Source organism: Spiroplasma diminutum CUAS-1, from assembly GCF_000439455.1.
GTDB lineage: Bacteria > Bacillota_I > Bacilli_A > Mycoplasmatales > Mycoplasmataceae > Spiroplasma_A > Spiroplasma_A diminutum.
In genome coordinates, this window is the sequence record NC_021833.1 from 467,496 (window position 1) to 484,985 (window position 17,490).

A 17,490-nucleotide genomic window follows, 5' to 3' on the forward strand; every position below is an offset into this window, starting at 1 on the left:
TTTTTATATATAATTAAGTTGATTAAAAGTGAGGTTCAAACAAAAAATGAATAAAAACAACAAAAATTTAAATGCATTAAGAATTTTAGGAATTGAAGCTGTTAATAAAGCAAATTCAGGTCACCCTGGAATAGTATTAGGAGCAAGTCCAATAGTTTATACTTTATTTACAAAATTTATGAACTTAAATCCATCAAATCCATCATGATTTAATAGAGATAGATTTGTATTAAGTGCAGGACACGGTAGTGCACTGTTATACAGCGCACTACACTTGTCAGGTTTTAATCTTTCAATAGAAGAGATTAAAAATTTTAGACAACTTAATTCAAAAACACCAGGGCACCCAGAATTTGGTCATACACAAGGTGTAGAAGCAACAACAGGACCATTAGGACAAGGATTTGCAATGGGTGTTGGAATGGCACTTGGAGAAAGTCATCTAGCTGGAATGTATAATAAAGATGATTTAAAACTTATAAATCACTTTACTTATGTTTTATGTGGTGATGGTGACTTACAAGAAGGTGTATGTCAAGAAGCAATAAGTTTTGCTGGAAGATATAAACTAAATAAATTAATAGTTTTACATGATTCAAATGATATTCAACTTGATGCTCCAGTTGAAGTTGCACAAAGTGAAGATATTCAACTTAAATTTAAAGCAGCAGGATGAAATACTTTAAAAGTTGAAAATGGTGAAGATTTAATTGCAATTGAAAATGCAATTAAATCAGCTCAACAAAGTGATAAACCTACATATATTGAAGTAAAAACAATTATTGGAATTGGTTCAACAAATCAAGGAACTACAAAAGTTCATGGTGCACCATTAGGAAATGATATTCAAACAGTTAAAAATTACTTTAACTGAAATGAATCAGAATTTGTAATTCCCCAAGATGTATATGACTTTTGAAAAGAAAATGTTTTAAATAGGGGAGTTGAAGCAAACAATCAATGAAATGAAATGTTTGAAAAATATAAAGAATCAAATCCTCAATTAGCAGAACAACTTTTAAAATCAATTGACAAACAATGAGATATTGACTTAAAAGAACTTGAAGCTTTAAATAAATCAACTGAACAAGCTACAAGAGTAAGTTCAGGAGAAGTATTTAACTTATTGAGTAAAAACATCCCTGCAATAATTGGAGGAAGTGCAGATCTTTGTGAATCAACAAAGATCAAAGGTGCTGATGGTAATTATGATTTTGATAATACAAAAGCAAGAAATATAATGTATGGAGTTAGAGAATTTGCGATGAGTGCAATAAACAATGGTATGGCTCTTCATGGAGGATTACTTCCTGTAGCATCAGGTTTCTTTGTATTTGCAGATTATTTAAAACCAGCTTTAAGAATGAGTGCAATTATGAACATTCAAACATTGAGTGTATTTACTCATGATTCAGTTGCAGTTGGAGAAGATGGACCAACTCACCAACCAATAGAACAACTTGCAATGTTAAGAAGTATACCAAATATGAGTGTTTATAGACCTTGCGACATGGCAGAAACTATTGCAAGTTATTATAATGCATTAAATAATAAAAATAATCCAAGTGTTATTATTGCAACCCGTCAAAATTTAAAAGAATTGGATCATTCAAGTAATTTAATAGATCAAGTTAAAAAAGGAGCATATATTTTAAGCGAAACACCAAATGCAAATATTACTTTAATTGCAACTGGAAGTGAAGTTAGCTTAGCTCTTGATATTAAACAAATTTTAGAAAGAGAAAACCAAAAAGTAAATGTTGTTTCAATGATTAATATGAATGAATTTAATAAACAATCAAAAGAATATCAAGATTCAATTATTAACAGAAATACAACTAGATTTTCAATTGAACTTGGTTCTACTTATGGATGACATAAATTCTTAGGTGATCAAGGAAAAGCATATGGTATTGATACATTTGGTTATTCAGCTCCTTTTGCTGATGTAATAAAAGAAATTAAATTTACTTCAGAAGAAATAGCAAAAGACATAATATCTGTATTAAAATAATTTATTTTTTATGATAATATTAAAATTATAGTGATAAAAAGGGAGATAAGAATATGATAGTTTGATGAGGAGCTCTTTTAATAGCCATAGCTTGTGCAGTTGCTGGGGGAATTATTGGTTTTGTAATAACAAGAAAAGTTATTCAAAAACAATTAAGAGAAAATCCACCAATTAATGAAAATCAAATTAGAGCAATGTATAGAAGTATGGGTAGAAAACCAACTGAAACTGATATTAAAAAGACAATGAATGCTGTAAAAAGAGGTAAATAATATATATTTAGTAAAATGTTTTATAAATTAAAACATTTTTTTTTTTTTTTTTCAAATTTTTAATATATAATCATTTAGGAATTGTAACCCAAGAAATACAGAAAATTAGGATGGTGGGCAAAAATGATACAAGTTTTTACTTGTAAAAAATTTAAAAGGGTTAATGCATTTTTAATGCACAATGAAGAAAAAAAAGGCATCTTATTTGATACAGCATATGAATCTTACAAAGATATAATTCAGTTTGTAGAAGATAATGATATCAGAATAACTGACATTTTTATAACACATGGACATTTCCCTCATTTTTATGGAATAAATGAGATATGTAAAAGTCAAGAAAATCCAAATGTTTTTATAGGAAAAGAAGATTTATTAAATCTATTCGATTCTTCAAAAAATATGAGTGATTTCTTTGAAGGTGTTGAAAAATGTATCGTACAACCGATAAAAAATTTGAAAGTAATATCAGAAGAAACAAAAGTAAACATAAATGGATACAACGTAGAAATATATAAGAAGAAATCACATACAGATGGATCTCTTATATTTGCAATTCCAGAAAAAAAATTCTTATTTACAGGTGATTTCATTTTTAAAGATGAAAGTTATCTAGTTGATGGTTTGATGCAACTAGATAATCAAAATGAAAAGTTAGCATTAGAAACTTTTAACTGATTGATGAGTAATTTTGACAAAAACTATTCAGTGTTTACAGGGCATTATAACTATGGTTTCCAAATCAGAAATATTTTAGAAGATGAAGAAGCTAAGTTATTAAGAAAATATATTGAAAAATAAATTTTTAAAACTCAATAAATAAAAAAAGTTGCTATTAATTAGCAACTTTTTGATTATTATTTTTTACTTTTACTTCTTCTTGTTTAGATTCTTTTTCTTTTGAACCTCTTTTTTTTAGGAAAGCAGGTTCTGTTCCTTTAATTAGACGTTGAATATTTTGTCAATGTCTTGCTAATAATATTATCATAGCTGTAGTTGTAACTAAGTTAATTATTAAGAAATTATCATAATTTGATCCATTTACTTCATGCATTTTGTTAAATCATACAAAATTTATTCCTTTATTAAATGCATTAATAAAGTCTGCTCCATGAATAGAGAAAGTATTTAACCCTGAAATTTGAGGAATTCACATTAATACACCAGCAAGAATTGCTGCAAATATTGAACCAATACTTACTTTTCTTGTTGATAATACTAATACTAATCAAGTAGTAAATAATATTATTCCAACTATGTAATTTGCAGTAAACATTAATCCTAAAAAACAACTTACTGCTTTTCCACCTTTAAATTTGTAATAAATAGGTCAGCAGTGTCCAATTAATGCAAATAACCCTGGAACAATTAATATGATATTTTGAAAGTATGAAGTAGGTATTTGACTTAATGCAAATGCTACAGTTACTGCAATTAATATTTTAAGAGCATCAAGAATCATTATGAATGCTCCTCATTTTTTACCAATTATTCTACTTGCATTTGTAGCTCCAGCATTTTTACTTCCTTGATCTCTTACATCTTTATTTGTCTTAAGTTTCACAATTGTTATAGAGAAAGAAAAGCTTCCTAATAAGTAAGCTATAATTGAAGCTATTGCTGTCCCTATGATAGTTTCTAAGTACATTTTATTAATACTCCCTTATGAATATTTATTCATTATTTATAATACTATAAAGATATAGTATTATGCAAGAAAATAGTTTAAAATTAAATAATGATTGTTAAAAATAAGTCAATAAATATGGGGTGTTTTATACTATGAAGCTAATTGATAAAATTAATTTAAAAAAAATTATATTTAGTTTATATAAAAAGGATTTATTTGGTCTTTTAAATAAACAAGAATTTAAATTTGATGAAGATCAAAAAAATGAATTAATTGCTTTAGGACAAACTGATGATTGTAAAATATTATTTGAGGGAATTAATAATTTTTTTGAAAAAAATATTAACAATGATCCAATTGAATTAAGTTTAATGTTAACTTTAATCTTACAAAGATATAACTATTTTTATAAAGCTGAAATGGATTGAAAAGAGTATTGTATTAATTATGAAAATATAAATCAAAAAGATCCTGGAGAGTTTTTCTTAACTTATATCAGTGAATTCTTTGATAAACAAATTGATTTATATAATAATAGTTATTTAGAAATAGTAGAAGATTTCAATATTGAAAAGTGAAATCAGAAATTTGCAAATGATATTAAAATACTTATAAATAATATTTCTTCATCAACTGATTTTCAAGATAAATTATTAAACTGTGAAAAAATGGTATTCTTTTTACAAGATACAAAAAACATTTATTCAAGTTTAGAATCAGTTGGATTAGAAAATGAAAAACAACAATTTTTAGCTCATACAAACGAGCTAAAAATAATATTTCAATCATTAAATCATTTAGTTAATGAAATATTAAAACAATTAATAGTAGTTTAAGAGGACTAAAATATGTTTGAAAAATATATAAAAATGAATAAACAAGAATTACAAAAAAGTCTTGCAAAAATTGAAAAAGATTATAAAGATCTTCTAAATCAAGAAAAACAAATTGATAAAAAAGTTAGAAAAAACTTGTGATTATGATATTTCTTTCCTTTATTTGGACTTATTATTTATCAAGTACATTTAAAGAAAAGAAAGGAAAATGATAGTAACTTTTACACTATTAAAGAAAAGAAAAAGGATCTAATTTATATTGAATTAGAAATTCAATTTTTAAAATCAAAAATTGAAAATACTGAATATTAATTAAAAAGTTGTTAATAATAAAATATTGATAACTTTTTTTCTTTTTTTAAAAGAAATTAAAATCTAATAACTATTTACTTTAAAAATGTTTTTAATAAAGCAAATTTTATAATTAAAGTGATTTTGATAATCAAGAAAGGAAAAAAATGATATGAAATCACTTTTATCAATTTTAGGAGTATCAACTTTAATAGTCACACCAATTCCTGCTTTATTTAATACAAATAGAACAGAATTAAATATGAAAGAAAACATATTAGTAAATAATAATTTAGAAACAAATAAAGTTGAAAGTATTGAAGATAATATTAATTTAAATTTGGAAACTTGAGCAGTAGGGAAAACTTGAGGATCAGGAGGGCATACTGTAAATTATAAAGATGTTGAAGATGAAATTGAAATCAATTTAGATAAATTTGGTGGAAAATATTTATTGCAACATAATTATGAGGATATTACAGTGACAATTATTGGAGAATATTTTTTCCAAAAAGGTAAAAAATTTAATTGAAATAATTATGAAAAAGATAAAAGTATTTATAGTGCATCACGTACTTTTACGTGAGATTTAAGAGAAGGATTAGGAAATTGAATTGAATTAAAACATGTTAAGTCTAATAAAGGTGGATATGAATGAGGAAATTACTATAAAGCTTATGCATATGCAAACTTTAAAGATAATAATACTTTGGTAATAAAATTAAAATACAGAATTTCAGCATATGGGGTTGGTGCAAATTGATATTGATCTGCAGGATCATTAAAAGCCACAAAAATTAGATACAATGCAAGAAAATATTAGAGTGAAAATAGTATGTTAATAGTAAAAAATATATCCAAAATTTATAAAAACAATGCTGGAAATTTTAATATCTCTTTAGAAATTAAAGAAAATGAAATTTATGGAATTATGGGACCAAATGGTGCAGGTAAATCAACTTTTATTAAACAAGTACTTGGTTTTATAAAACCAGATACAGGTGAAATTCTAATTGATGGAAAAGATCCTTTTAAAAATAACAAAGAGGTAATGTTATTTTCAGGTTACATTCCAGGGGAAATAGCACTTTATAGTGGCTTAACAGGAATTCAATATTTAAAAATAATTAATAAATTAAAAGACAAAGATAATTGAGAGTACATTGAAAAACTTTTATTATTTTTTCAATTAGATGCTAATAAAAAAATAAATAAAATGTCTAGTGGAATGAAACAAAAATTAGCTATTATTGCTTCAATAATGCACAAACCAAGATTTCTAGTTCTTGATGAACCAACAAGGGGGCTTGATGCTGCTATATCTTCACAATTTTACGAGTTAATTTTAAAATTTAAAAGTGAATATAATGCAACAATAATTATTTGTTCACACATTTTTGATGAGATTTCAAAAATGTGTAATAGAGTTGGTTTTATTAAAAATGGAAAATTAATAAAAGAATACAACGTCAATGAAACTAGTATGAAAGAAATAAACAAAGAATTTATAGAATTATTTAAAACTCAAAGCGTTGAGGATTTAATATAATGAAACTATTTAATACAATTTCTAGTCATTTTAAAATTCATTGAAAATTAATTATATTTATAACTATTGTTTGAACATTAATTGTTGCATCAATTTTTTGTCTGCCTTTATTGTCAGAAGGTTTTTCTATTGCCAATGGTAGTTTGAATAAAAAACAATGATCTTCATCTGGAACTGGTTCTTCTACTGGATCAATGGAAATGATACCATTAGGGATGCTATATAATATCTTGTTTAAAAGTTTAGGTTGAGTATTTTATGGATTTATTATATTAATCTTTGTTAATAAAATGTTAATAAGAGAGGTAAGTTCAACTCAAATTTCTTTATGAATGACACAACCTATTTCAAGATTTGAAATAGTATTATCAAAGTATTTAACTTTGATAATCATAACAACTTTATTATATTTACCTTCATTTAGTATATTAATTATTATTGGCTCTTTTGCTCAGGATTCTAAAACAGCTTTAACCAATATGGTTTTTGGTGGAATACAAACATATTTATTTTTATTAATGTTAACATCAATAATTTTTGTAATTGCTATATTATTAATCGAAAAGGCAACAATATTTAATGTTGTAATATCTTTAAGTTTAGTTTATTTTGTTCTAATAGGTATTTTAGAATTAATTATATTAATATCTCAATCTGAAAATAACTTTTTAAAAGTAGTTAGTAATTATTTAGGATTACAAATATTTATTTGTGAGGTATTACCTTATAATTTTGAAGCAGATTTAGTTAAACATTTAGTTTATGAAGGATTTGAAAATGGTAGAAGAGTTGAAATTTTTATAGAAGCAATTAGTTTAGATAAAATTAATATGGCATTGTATTCTACATTAACAATAATAATGAGTATCTCAACAATAATAATGGGTTGATTATCTACATTTTTATTTAAAAAAATTTCATTTAACATTTAGAAATTATTAAAATCTTTCTAAAAAATTACAATTGTTATTTTAAATATAAATACAGAATTTAAATTGAAAAAAATGATAGTTTGTTTTTAATAAACTATCATTTTTTTAAAGACAGTTAACAATAAAAGTTTTTTATATATGATTTATGAGTCTAACTATACAAAATTATTAACAGGCAATAAAATATGCTAAAATAACTAAAAGGTGGAATTACTATGGGTAAAAGTATATTTGATTTAAATGAAAAATTAGAATTAGAATTAGATTACATTTATTATAATAAATCCATTTCAAATTGTATTCATGACAACATTGCACAAGATGAAAGAGATCTAGTATTCAAATGTACAAAATGTTTTACAAGATTTTTATTTAGAGATAAAGATCACTTATGAAAATTTAAAGATAGAATTATTAAAAGATTTGATTTTGAAAAAGCTGAAAACTTTTACAAAAGAGAAGTGAAAAGATTAAAAAAGGCAGATTTAGATGATGAAGAATAATACAATAACTTTTTTTTACAATAACATGACAATGATCATGTTACATCTTGAAAATTCAGTTGGTTTAATAGCTGATTTTGAAAATTGAAGTGAAAAAGAAGATAAACAAATAAATAATTTAAAAGAAATTGCAAGAGAATCAAATTTAAAAACAACTCTTTTTGTTTTATCAACAAGAGAAATGAATTTTGGTTTATGAAACGCAGAGAATATAATTGAAAAAGCTCAAAATAATGAAATTGATTATGTTGTTTTTTATCAATGAAACCCGATGATGGATCATATGAGTGATTTAGATATTTATCAAAATATGCAAAGTTTCTTAAATATTAAAAAAGTAATTATTGCAAATGATTTTGTAAATAAAGAAGCTTTAAGATTTTCTTGTGAATTTATTTCAAATAATTGAAAAGAAAATGCAATTTTAATAAATTCACAAGAAGGAAACGATTTGAAAGAAAATTTATTGCTTTTAAATCAAAGTAATTTTAAAGAATTTGAAAATAAAAATAAATTAGCATATAAATTTAATTCGAGAGTAAATGAAGGAAAAAAACTTGGAAGAACTATTGGTTTTCCAACAATTAATCTTATTACAGAAGAAAAATTACCATTAACTTATGGTGTATATGCATGTTATGTTTATATTGATCATTTGGAAAAAACTTTTATTGGATCAGGGTGCTATTGAACAAATGAATTAAATCAAGATGTTTTTGAAATCTTTTTAACTGATTTTGATCAAGAAATATATGATTGAAAAGTTATAGTAACTCCAGTTGAAAAATTAAGAGATAACGTTAAAGTAAATAGTTTAGATGAATTAAAAGAATTACTTAGAAAAGATATTGAAAATACTTTGAAAGTTTTAAAATAATAAAAAGTGAAATATAATAATTTCACTTTTTATTATCAAAATTTTAAACAGATTTATTCAAATCAGCTTTTAATTATTTAATTTAATTTTTTCTACTTGAACCATAAAAATTTAGCAATTTTCTTTTAAAATAATGTAATTTAAAAGTGTTTTATTTCATTAAATTATTTTAAATAAACAAGATTTCTAACAAAAAAGGATTACAATATCTAAAAGAATTAGGTGAAATCTTGAAAAAAATACTTACAACTTTACTTGGAGCAATATTTCTTTCTACACAAACATTGCAAGTTTCAGGTTTTGTAGAATCTGAAGTGACACAATATAATTATAAAAATGAAATAAAGACTATAAATAATTTATCGACTTTTAATGATATCAATTATAAAAGTTTTATACCTCCAAGTCAAAAGCAAAATAATCAACAAAAAGTTATGTATTATGGAAGAGTTTTAAAATATTATTATGCAAATAATATTAAGTTAGAAGATAATATTGATTTTGAAGTATTATTTACTGAATCAAATAATACAAATAAATCTTTGGCAATTCAAAATTTATTGGCTTCGACAATAAATATTAGTATTTATGGATCATCAAGTGATGCTGAATTTTTTGCAGAAACTTTTTCAAAATGATTAAATACTCCTGATGAACAAAAAAATAAAAGTTGAGAAATTACAAATCATTTCTTTATTACAGTTTTTCCTGAGTTATTAAAAAATGGATCAATTTTAAATGAAGCAGCTGAATCTAATATCGTAAATGCTGTTCAAAGAAATATAATAGGAAATAAATATGATACTACTTTAGATGGTAAAAGTGGTTCATTAAATTTAAAATATAACATTAATCTTACTTCATATCTTAGCCAGGCAAGTTCTTATATATCTAGTCAAACCTCTGTTAGTATAGATCAATACAATTTAAATGAAATTTCAAAAAACTGATTCAATGATAGTTATACAAAAGCAAGTGAAAATTCAATTGCTTCATTTAAAGAATTTAATAAAAACTATTATGCATCATTTGATGAATTAGATGAAATACTTAATAAAAATTCCTTAGATAGTAATTCAGTTTCAAGATTACCTTATAAAAAAGTCTATGATAATTTAGAAGAAAATTATTTAATATCAACACCAATGTTTCAAGGTGAATCAGAAAAATGAACTAAACAAGATACTCAAAATTTAAAAGATTTAACATTATTCTTGTATAACATGATTTATTCAATTACAAATAATGCTTCTTGAACTCAAAACATTTTAACAGGATTTATAATTTCTCCTGACTATCCACTTGCAGATACACAAGAGGGAGTAATGGGATACACTAGTACAGCAAGTTATATTCAAAATCAACAAGTTACAAGTACTGCATATTCATTTATAGTATTGACTGGAATTTCATTAACATTTAAAGAATATAATTCACAATATACTCAAGGTTTTTGAAGTTCTCCTTCAAAATATAATGTATTAATCCATGAATTTGGTCATGTTGTTGATGCATTTGCAAGTAAATTAAATACATATAGAAATGAAACTTATAAAAATGATATAAGTTATAAAGAAATGTATTCTGGAAATATCTTTGGCGATTATACAGCGCAAAAACAAACTTTTGTTGAATTTATATCTAAACCGGGAGTAATTATAGCTATACTTGCAGGAACTACCATATTGATCGTGTTTTTTACAAGTTTTGCTGTTGGAAATTATAGAAGAAAAAAGAATAAATAATTTTTTATTAAAGTTGCAAAAAGGCAACTTTCTTTTTTTATGCTAAAATACAAATGAATGAAAAGAGCGAATTAAATATGGAAAAACCAAAATTTTACTTAGGCAGTCATGTTGGAATGAATGCTGCAAATAATTACTTACTAGGAAGTGCACTTGAAACCATTGAAAATGGGGCAAATACACTTATGTTTTTTACAGGAGCTCCTCAAAATACAAGAAGAACAGAAACAAGTAAATTAAATATTAAAGAATTTAAACAAACATTAATTGATAATAATATTGATATTGATAAAGTAATTTGTCACGGTCCTTATACAATTAATCTTGCAAACACAGTAAAACAAGATACATTTGATCTTGGTGTAAGACTTTTAAAAGAAGAATTGCTTAGACTTGAAGAAATTGGTGTGCACACTCTTGTATTACACCCAGGAGCAGCTGTGGGGGCTCCTAGGGCACTTGCTTTAGAAAGTGTGGCAAAAGGTTTAAATGTGGTCTATAAAGAGTTACCTAACACTCCTGTAAGGGTTGCATTAGAAACAATGTCAGGAAAAGGTACAGAGGTTTGTATAACTTTTGAAGAAATTAAATCAGTTTTAGATTTAGTTGAAGCAAAAGATAAAGTAGGGGTATGTTTTGATACTTGTCATATGCATGATGCAGGCTATGATGTAAAAAACAACTTTGATAAAGTAGTTGAAGAGTTTGATAAAATTGTTGGTTTGGATAAATTAATGGCAATTCACTTAAATGATAGTAAAAATCCAATATCAAATCATAAAGATCGCCATGAAAACATTGGATATGGTTATATTGGATTTGATTCACTTGCAAAAGTGGTACATAATCCATTATTTAAAGAAATTCCAATTGTTTTAGAAACACCATGAATTGATGGAAAAGTAAGTCCTTATAAAATTGAAATTGAAATGATTAAAAATAATACATTTACAAATCCTTTTAAAGATAAAGAAATAAAATAAAAACTGCTATATATAGCAGTTTTTTTAGTCTTTATTATATAAATGCAATTTTAATCTTAATACCTTATCTAATATTTCAATATTTTTATTAATTTCTTTAATATTATCTTGAAAATTAACTTGTAAATAATTATCATTTGTAGAAATTAGCATAGAAATTAAAGTTAATAATTCTACTCAAATAGCTTGATTTTCACTGTATTGTTCTATTTCGTTTAAATAAATATTTGAATCATTTAATACTGTAGTTAAATTTATCTTGTATTTTTTAATACAAACTTGATCAAATAAATCTATATTTTTTTGATCCAAGTAGATCTTATTAAAGTTTAAAAGTACTTTTAAACACATGTCGTTTATTTCCTTATTTGATAAATTTGGTCTTTGATTATCTCCTAATAAGTGAAATAAAGTTGTCATATTAACATTATCGTCAAAAAAATCATCTTTCATAGGTAAATTTCTCCTTACATTAATAATATATTAATGTAAAATAATAGGGAATTAAGGTGAAAAAAATGAAAAAATTACTTACAATTTTAACTGGATTTACTATAACACTAGCACCAGTTAGTCAAATAGTTAGTTGTAAAATAACAGAAAATAATACTTATAGTAAATCAAGTGATATAGAAAAATTTTGATTATATAAGTCTCAAAATACTGTAGTTTTTAGTGAAAGTTCTGATGACGAAACTGATAAAAATTACATCAACAATGAAATAAAAAAATTAATTTCATTTAATTTTAAAAATCAAGAAGAAGTTAATGATGAATTAGACATTAATTTGGATAATGAAGTTAATGGAGAAAAATTAGATGATAAAATTGAGTTTGAATTTTATTCAACAGCAAATGAAAAAACAATTATTGGAGATACTTCAAAATTAAAGGAATATTTAGTAAAGGAATTTGGAATAGATGATATTCTAACAACAAAGAGTTTATATTTTAAATATAAACTTAAAGTAGAAACTGAATCTAAATTTAATTCAACATTTTTAGAAATTAAATTTACAAACAAACCTAAAATGAAAGAAAATGTTTTTAAAGATAAAGCTTTATTAACAGAGAGTAAAATTAATACTTATTTTTTTAATGACTTACAAGCAATAATCAAAGAAAAAGGTGGGACTTTTAATAAAAGTCTATTGGACAATAAAAATAAAGCAGAAATAGTATTTTTTATTAAAGGTATTTTAGATTCAATTAAAGATATAAATGATAAAAAAGTTGAAATTTCAAATAGTATTGAGTGAGTTAAAAATACAAATAAGCACACTGCTAATGCTAGACCAATGGAATGAAGTTCATTAACTCCAGAAGAAACATTATATGAACTTATTTTAAATAGCAATGAAATTACAGAACCTCAAAAGTCATTTATAGATTTTACAGATAAAATTTATAAGGAAAAAAAATTTGCAAATTCAGATTTTGCAACTTGGTTAGGATTAACAGGCAAAACTTTTGTTGTGGGATAGATCTTATAAAATTAAATATATAGAAAAGGCGAAAAAGAAATGGAAAAATCAATTAGTAAATTAAAAAAGCGAAGAAGAATGACAATTCAAATCTTATATCGTCTTTTTTTATTGGACGAAAATGTAAACAAAATTAAACAAGAGATATTAGATGGATTTCAATTAGAATCCTTTGACGAAGAAATAAATGATTATATTTTTGAAATTTTAGAAAACATTTATGAGTATAAAGAAATAATTTCAAATTTACTCCCTGAACTTTGATCATGAACAAGATTACCAAAGGTAATACAATCAATTTTAATTAATGCAGTATATGAAATAAAAAAAGAAATAACTCCAAAGCCAGTTGTTGTAAATGAAAGTATTGAATTAACTCGTGAGTACTTACCAAGTTTTGACACTTCTTTTATAAATGGATTGATAGATAACGTTAAATAGAAAAGGAATTAATTATGGGTATAGATAATTTTGCAATTTTTAAAAGTGAATTAAAAGAGCATTTACACGACTTAAAAGATGAAATTAAATATTTAGTTTATAAAGAATTTAAAAATTTTATTTTTAAAAATAAAATCAATTCACATAAAGAATTTTCTAAAAGTTTTTTAACTAAAGCTTTTTGTGAACTTTCAACATATTGCTACTTGCAAAATTTTAATACTAAATTATTTAATTCAAAAAATTATAAACTTATTAAAGATTATTTAAAAAATTCAGAAGATTATTTTTTAAATAATAATTTTAAAAATGTCGTTTTAGTTAGTGCAACTAAATTATCAAAAGAAGATGATCAACTTAATAAATTTATTCAAAATTTAACAAATGATTTACAAACAAATGTTTGAATAAGAAATTTAAACTGATATAACAATGAGCATTTCTTAAAAGAAGTTAAATTTGATAAAAATGTTTCTGAATACGAAGAACAACTTTATAAAATGATAAAAACTTATGATAAAAATTTATTTAACACTGTATCAGAAAATAAATTTTCTCATACAAAATTAAACTTTAAAGAAGATTGAAATTCATTTTTAGAAAAAAATGTTATGTATAGTTTAGAAAAATTTATTTTTACACCGATTAAATATGATGAAGATAACTATGAAAATAAAATGGAGAAGTTATCTGAATTAGTTAAACATGATACAATTTTTATTTTTATAAATAATGTTGAAGTTAAATCAAAATATAAAACAACTTTATTAAATGACTTAAGTTTCTTTTCTGATATTATAAAATTCGAATGTCCAATTTTTGCAATTGATAATAATGATTTTTTTAGTTTATTAAATCCATTAGCACTTAAAAATTTTAAAAGTTATAATGATATTTTTGAATTCTTAAAAAATAAACCACAAGTGGAAAAAGAAAATATAAATAATTTAAAAACTACTGATACTTTAAATTGATATTGAAATAAAATCTTTGAAGATGAAGAAAATGAAAAAGAAATAAATGAAATTTTTAATAGCAATTATAATAATAAAAAAGAATTAAGTGATCTTGAAAAGACAGTAACTTTTAATGATATTAATAAATTAAGCGAAATTATATTTGAAAATTCAGAATCTGAGTCAACTGGTGTTTTAGATGAATTGATATCAGAATTAAATGTAGCTAATAATTTAGATGATAAAACTTTAAAATCATATTTAAATAAATTTAATTCCTTTGTAAAATTATTTGATGATAACAAAGATAATTTTGAATTACTTACAGTTAATTATGATAAAGAAAAATATTTAAAGTTTAAAGAAATGATTGATAATAAGACAATTACAGAATTATTTATTTTTTTAGATTCAAAATTTAATAGCTTAAAAGAAACTTTGGAAAATAAAAAGTTAACTAAACATGATGCATTAAATTCTTTTGCTTTATATATGAAAGTAAAAAATTGTATTAACGAAATTGAAATATTAAATTTTAAATAAAGTTAAAGGAGTAAAGATATGACTGAAATGATTTTTAAAATAACTGACTTTGCAGATATGTTAAAAGAGTATGTTGAAGATTCAAATACTTTTAAAAATGTAAATGTAAAAGGAGAAGTTGCAAACTTAACTCATAATAAAAGTGGTCATATTTATTTTTCATTAAAAGATAGTCAAGCAAAAATTGATTGTGCAATTTGAAAAACAAATGCTTTTAAATTTTTAGATCTAAATATTAAAGAGGGAACAGAAGTTATTACGAAGGGAACTTTATCATATTATAAACCAACAGGTAAAATAACTTTTACAGTTTATGATATTAGAGTTGATGGAGTTGGTGAACTTTCTCTTCTATATGACAAAAGATATAAAGAGTTAAAAGAGCAAGGTTGATTTCTCGATGAGTTTAAAAAGTCTATTCCAAAATTTCCAAAAAATATTGGAATAGTTACAGCTGCAACTGGAGATGCAGTTAGAGATTTAATAACAACTATTAAAAGAAGATATCCATTAGTAAATGTATTTTTATTTCCTTCACTTGTTCAAGGAGAAGGTGCTGCAAAAGATATTGCAAATAAAATAAAACAAGCAAATAATTTTAAAATTTCTTTAGATACTTTAATAGTTGGTAGAGGCGGAGGAAGTTACGAAGATCTTTGAGCATTTAATGAAATGGAAGTTTTAAGTGCAATTAGAGAAAGTAATATTCCAATAATTAGCGGTGTTGGTCATGAACCAGATATAACTCTTGCAGATTACGTTGCAGATTTTAGAGCTTCAACTCCAACTGCAGCTGGTGAAAAAGCAACACCAGATAAAGAAAGTGTAACTCAAGCTCTTTCTACAAAAACAAATGAGTTTGTATCAGTATTAAAAAATAAAATAGAAAAAATTAATTTTGAAATTGATAGTCAATATTCTAAATTAAATAATTCTATAAAAAATAAATTGATAAATTTAAAAGATAACTTTTCAAATTTATCAACAAACTTTAATTCTATAATTACAAATAAATTAAATTACATTAATAAAAACTTTGAAAACAATATAGATATTTGAAAAAGAAGTTTAATAAATAAATTTGATAAATATAAAGTTGAAATAAAAAACTTTGAAGAAAAAATGAAATTACAAAGTCCTTACTTACCTTTGGAAAAAGGTTATTCAATTTTGAAACAAAATAATGATGTTATCAAATTCAAAAAAGATATCAATCCTAATAAAAAAATTACAGCAGTATTAATTGATGGTGAAATAGAAATGAAATTAGAAAAGGAAAATTAAAATTATGAGTACAAAAAACTTTAATGAATTATTAGATGAAATAAAAAATATTTCAAATAAATTAAATGATTCTTCGACATCAATGGAAGAATCTATTGAATTATTTAAAAAGGGAACTGAAATGATTAAAGAAGCTAAAGATCAATTAAATAACTTAGAAGGTGAAGTTAAAAAAGTTCTTGAAAATAATGAAACAACTAATTTTTAAAAAAACTGGATTCAATCCAGTTTTTTTAAATGTTAGCTTTTGAATTAGCTTCTTTATCAATTATTAAAGTAAAGTTAGGATGTAATGTTAGTAGTGAAGAGGGAACTTGTTCAACTACAGGTCCATTTAAAATTTGATCAATTACATTTGCTTTTGCTTCACCATTTGCAATCATAAGAATATTTTTTGATTGCATAATTTCTCTTGGTCCCATTGTTACATACTTTTCATGAAACTTTTCAGTATCCAATTTAGGAACACTAATATTATTTTGAGTATCTATCATAGATATTTCTCTTGTACTATCTCCAAATTTTGTTACTCCTGATAAATTACCACAAAAGTGTCCATCAATTCCAATACCTAAAAGAACAAGATCTAAACCACCATCAGCATTCAATTGTTTTATGAAATCTTTTCAATTTAGAAAATTCATTTGATGAATATTATTAGAATTTATTTTCCCTGGTGTATAGAATAATTCATCCAAATCTTTGAAAGTTAATCCAGTTGATAGATCATCTTTCAAAGGTATTTCATCAAAATTATAAAAGTGAACTTTTTCTAATATTTCTATTCTGTTCAAATTTTCAATCAGCATTTTATAAAACATTAAGGGAGTTCTTCCTCCAGTAATAGCTACATTTATTCTATTTTGATTTTTACAATTATTTATAGTTTCAATAAAAACATCCAAAGTTTTTATACTCATTTCCTCATAATCATTTGTTTTTATTATTTTCATTTACTTCACACCTTTCTATATATCATTTTATTCTTAATTTGAATAATTTTACTTTCCAAATTAGAAAGTAAAGTTTTGTGTATATAGTCAGTTTTTTTAGTAAAATTACTATTTAAATACTTTTCTTATATTTACTTTACAAATACTTTTATTTTCTTCTAAATCTACGATATATTTAATAGCTAAAAAGAAAATAA

The 17,490-nt window shown here is 23.5% G+C and carries 20 protein-coding genes; 17 read left to right on the top strand and 3 right to left on the bottom strand.

Annotated elements, in window-relative coordinates; translation table 4 throughout:
• The first annotated feature begins 46 nt into the window (after positions 1-46).
• The 3 genes from tkt (at position 47) to SDIMI_RS02170 (ending at position 3,087) form a co-directional block, all read left to right on the top strand.
• A complete protein-coding gene (gene tkt, locus SDIMI_RS02160; RefSeq protein ID WP_020836353.1) occupies positions 47-2,014 on the top strand; it encodes a transketolase in 1,968 nt (655 codons plus the stop codon).
• A gap of 53 nt (positions 2,015-2,067) precedes the next feature.
• On the top strand, positions 2,068-2,286 hold the full coding sequence (locus tag SDIMI_RS02165) for a YneF family protein (protein WP_020836354.1): 219 nt from the start codon (positions 2,068-2,070) through the stop codon (positions 2,284-2,286).
• 123 nt (positions 2,287-2,409) lie between these two features.
• Complete coding sequence (locus tag SDIMI_RS02170; RefSeq protein ID WP_020836355.1) at positions 2,410-3,087, top strand: MBL fold metallo-hydrolase; 678 nt, start codon at positions 2,410-2,412, stop codon at positions 3,085-3,087.
• 34 nt (positions 3,088-3,121) lie between these two features.
• Here SDIMI_RS02170 and plsY read toward each other — a convergent pair whose 3' ends face one another.
• Complete coding sequence (gene plsY, locus SDIMI_RS02175; protein WP_020836356.1) at positions 3,122-3,934, bottom strand: glycerol-3-phosphate 1-O-acyltransferase PlsY; 813 nt, start codon at positions 3,932-3,934, stop codon at positions 3,122-3,124.
• Positions 3,935-4,068: 134 nt separating this feature from the next.
• Between plsY and SDIMI_RS02180 the strand changes: the two genes are divergently transcribed.
• From SDIMI_RS02180 to SDIMI_RS02220, 9 genes are all read left to right on the top strand, one after another.
• A complete protein-coding gene (locus SDIMI_RS02180) occupies positions 4,069-4,752 on the top strand; it encodes a hypothetical protein (RefSeq protein ID WP_020836357.1) in 684 nt (227 codons plus the stop codon).
• A gap of 12 nt (positions 4,753-4,764) precedes the next feature.
• Positions 4,765-5,064, top strand: coding sequence for a hypothetical protein (locus SDIMI_RS02185; protein WP_020836358.1), 300 nt, complete (start codon positions 4,765-4,767; stop codon positions 5,062-5,064).
• Positions 5,065-5,215: 151 nt separating this feature from the next.
• On the top strand, positions 5,216-5,866 hold the full coding sequence (locus SDIMI_RS02190; protein ID WP_020836359.1) for a hypothetical protein: 651 nt from the start codon (positions 5,216-5,218) through the stop codon (positions 5,864-5,866).
• A gap of 12 nt (positions 5,867-5,878) precedes the next feature.
• A complete protein-coding gene (locus SDIMI_RS02195) occupies positions 5,879-6,592 on the top strand; it encodes an ABC transporter ATP-binding protein (RefSeq protein ID WP_020836360.1) in 714 nt (237 codons plus the stop codon).
• On the top strand, positions 6,592-7,524 hold the full coding sequence (locus SDIMI_RS02200) for a hypothetical protein (RefSeq protein ID WP_020836361.1): 933 nt from the start codon (positions 6,592-6,594) through the stop codon (positions 7,522-7,524). The genes SDIMI_RS02195 and SDIMI_RS02200 overlap by 1 nt, the downstream gene beginning before the upstream one ends.
• A gap of 215 nt (positions 7,525-7,739) precedes the next feature.
• Positions 7,740-8,027, top strand: a complete 288-nt coding sequence (locus SDIMI_RS02205; protein WP_020836362.1) for a hypothetical protein — start codon at positions 7,740-7,742, stop codon at positions 8,025-8,027.
• Entirely contained in the window at positions 8,014-8,904 is an 891-nt protein-coding gene (locus SDIMI_RS04615) for a riboflavin kinase (protein WP_020836363.1), read from the top strand. Before SDIMI_RS02205 ends, SDIMI_RS04615 begins: the two co-directional genes overlap by 14 nt.
• A gap of 230 nt (positions 8,905-9,134) precedes the next feature.
• Entirely contained in the window at positions 9,135-10,649 is a 1,515-nt protein-coding gene (locus SDIMI_RS02215) for a hypothetical protein (protein ID WP_020836364.1), read from the top strand.
• A 53-nt stretch (positions 10,650-10,702) separates the two neighbouring features.
• The gene (locus tag SDIMI_RS02220) at positions 10,703-11,632 is read left to right on the top strand and encodes a deoxyribonuclease IV (RefSeq protein ID WP_236608363.1); all 930 of its coding nucleotides are present in this window, start codon (positions 10,703-10,705) and stop codon (positions 11,630-11,632) included.
• A gap of 24 nt (positions 11,633-11,656) precedes the next feature.
• On the opposite strand, the gene SDIMI_RS02225 is transcribed toward SDIMI_RS02220, so the two are convergent.
• Positions 11,657-12,085 (bottom strand): hypothetical protein, encoded by a 429-nt coding sequence (locus tag SDIMI_RS02225; RefSeq protein WP_020836366.1) that lies wholly within the window; start codon positions 12,083-12,085, stop codon positions 11,657-11,659.
• A gap of 65 nt (positions 12,086-12,150) precedes the next feature.
• Here SDIMI_RS02225 and SDIMI_RS02230 point away from each other — a divergent pair, with 65 nt between their 5' ends.
• From SDIMI_RS02230 to xseB, 5 genes are read left to right on the top strand one after another with little or no spacing between them, the layout of a single operon-like run.
• Positions 12,151-13,116 (top strand): lipoprotein, encoded by a 966-nt coding sequence (locus SDIMI_RS02230; protein ID WP_020836367.1) that lies wholly within the window; start codon positions 12,151-12,153, stop codon positions 13,114-13,116.
• 39 nt (positions 13,117-13,155) lie between these two features.
• Entirely contained in the window at positions 13,156-13,557 is a 402-nt protein-coding gene (locus SDIMI_RS02235) for a transcription antitermination protein NusB (protein WP_020836368.1), read from the top strand.
• A 14-nt stretch (positions 13,558-13,571) separates the two neighbouring features.
• Positions 13,572-15,056: a hypothetical protein gene (locus tag SDIMI_RS02240; protein WP_020836369.1), complete on the top strand. Its 1,485-nt coding sequence runs from the start codon at positions 13,572-13,574 to the stop codon at positions 15,054-15,056.
• An 18-nt stretch (positions 15,057-15,074) separates the two neighbouring features.
• Positions 15,075-16,340, top strand: a complete 1,266-nt coding sequence (gene xseA, locus SDIMI_RS02245; protein WP_020836370.1) for an exodeoxyribonuclease VII large subunit — start codon at positions 15,075-15,077, stop codon at positions 16,338-16,340.
• A gap of 4 nt (positions 16,341-16,344) precedes the next feature.
• Entirely contained in the window at positions 16,345-16,548 is a 204-nt protein-coding gene (xseB, locus tag SDIMI_RS02250) for an exodeoxyribonuclease VII small subunit (RefSeq protein WP_020836371.1), read from the top strand.
• A 25-nt stretch (positions 16,549-16,573) separates the two neighbouring features.
• Here xseB and SDIMI_RS02255 read toward each other — a convergent pair whose 3' ends face one another.
• The gene (locus SDIMI_RS02255; RefSeq protein ID WP_020836372.1) at positions 16,574-17,293 is read right to left on the bottom strand and encodes a glucosamine-6-phosphate deaminase; all 720 of its coding nucleotides are present in this window, start codon (positions 17,291-17,293) and stop codon (positions 16,574-16,576) included.
• Positions 17,294-17,490: the final 197 nt, after the last annotated feature.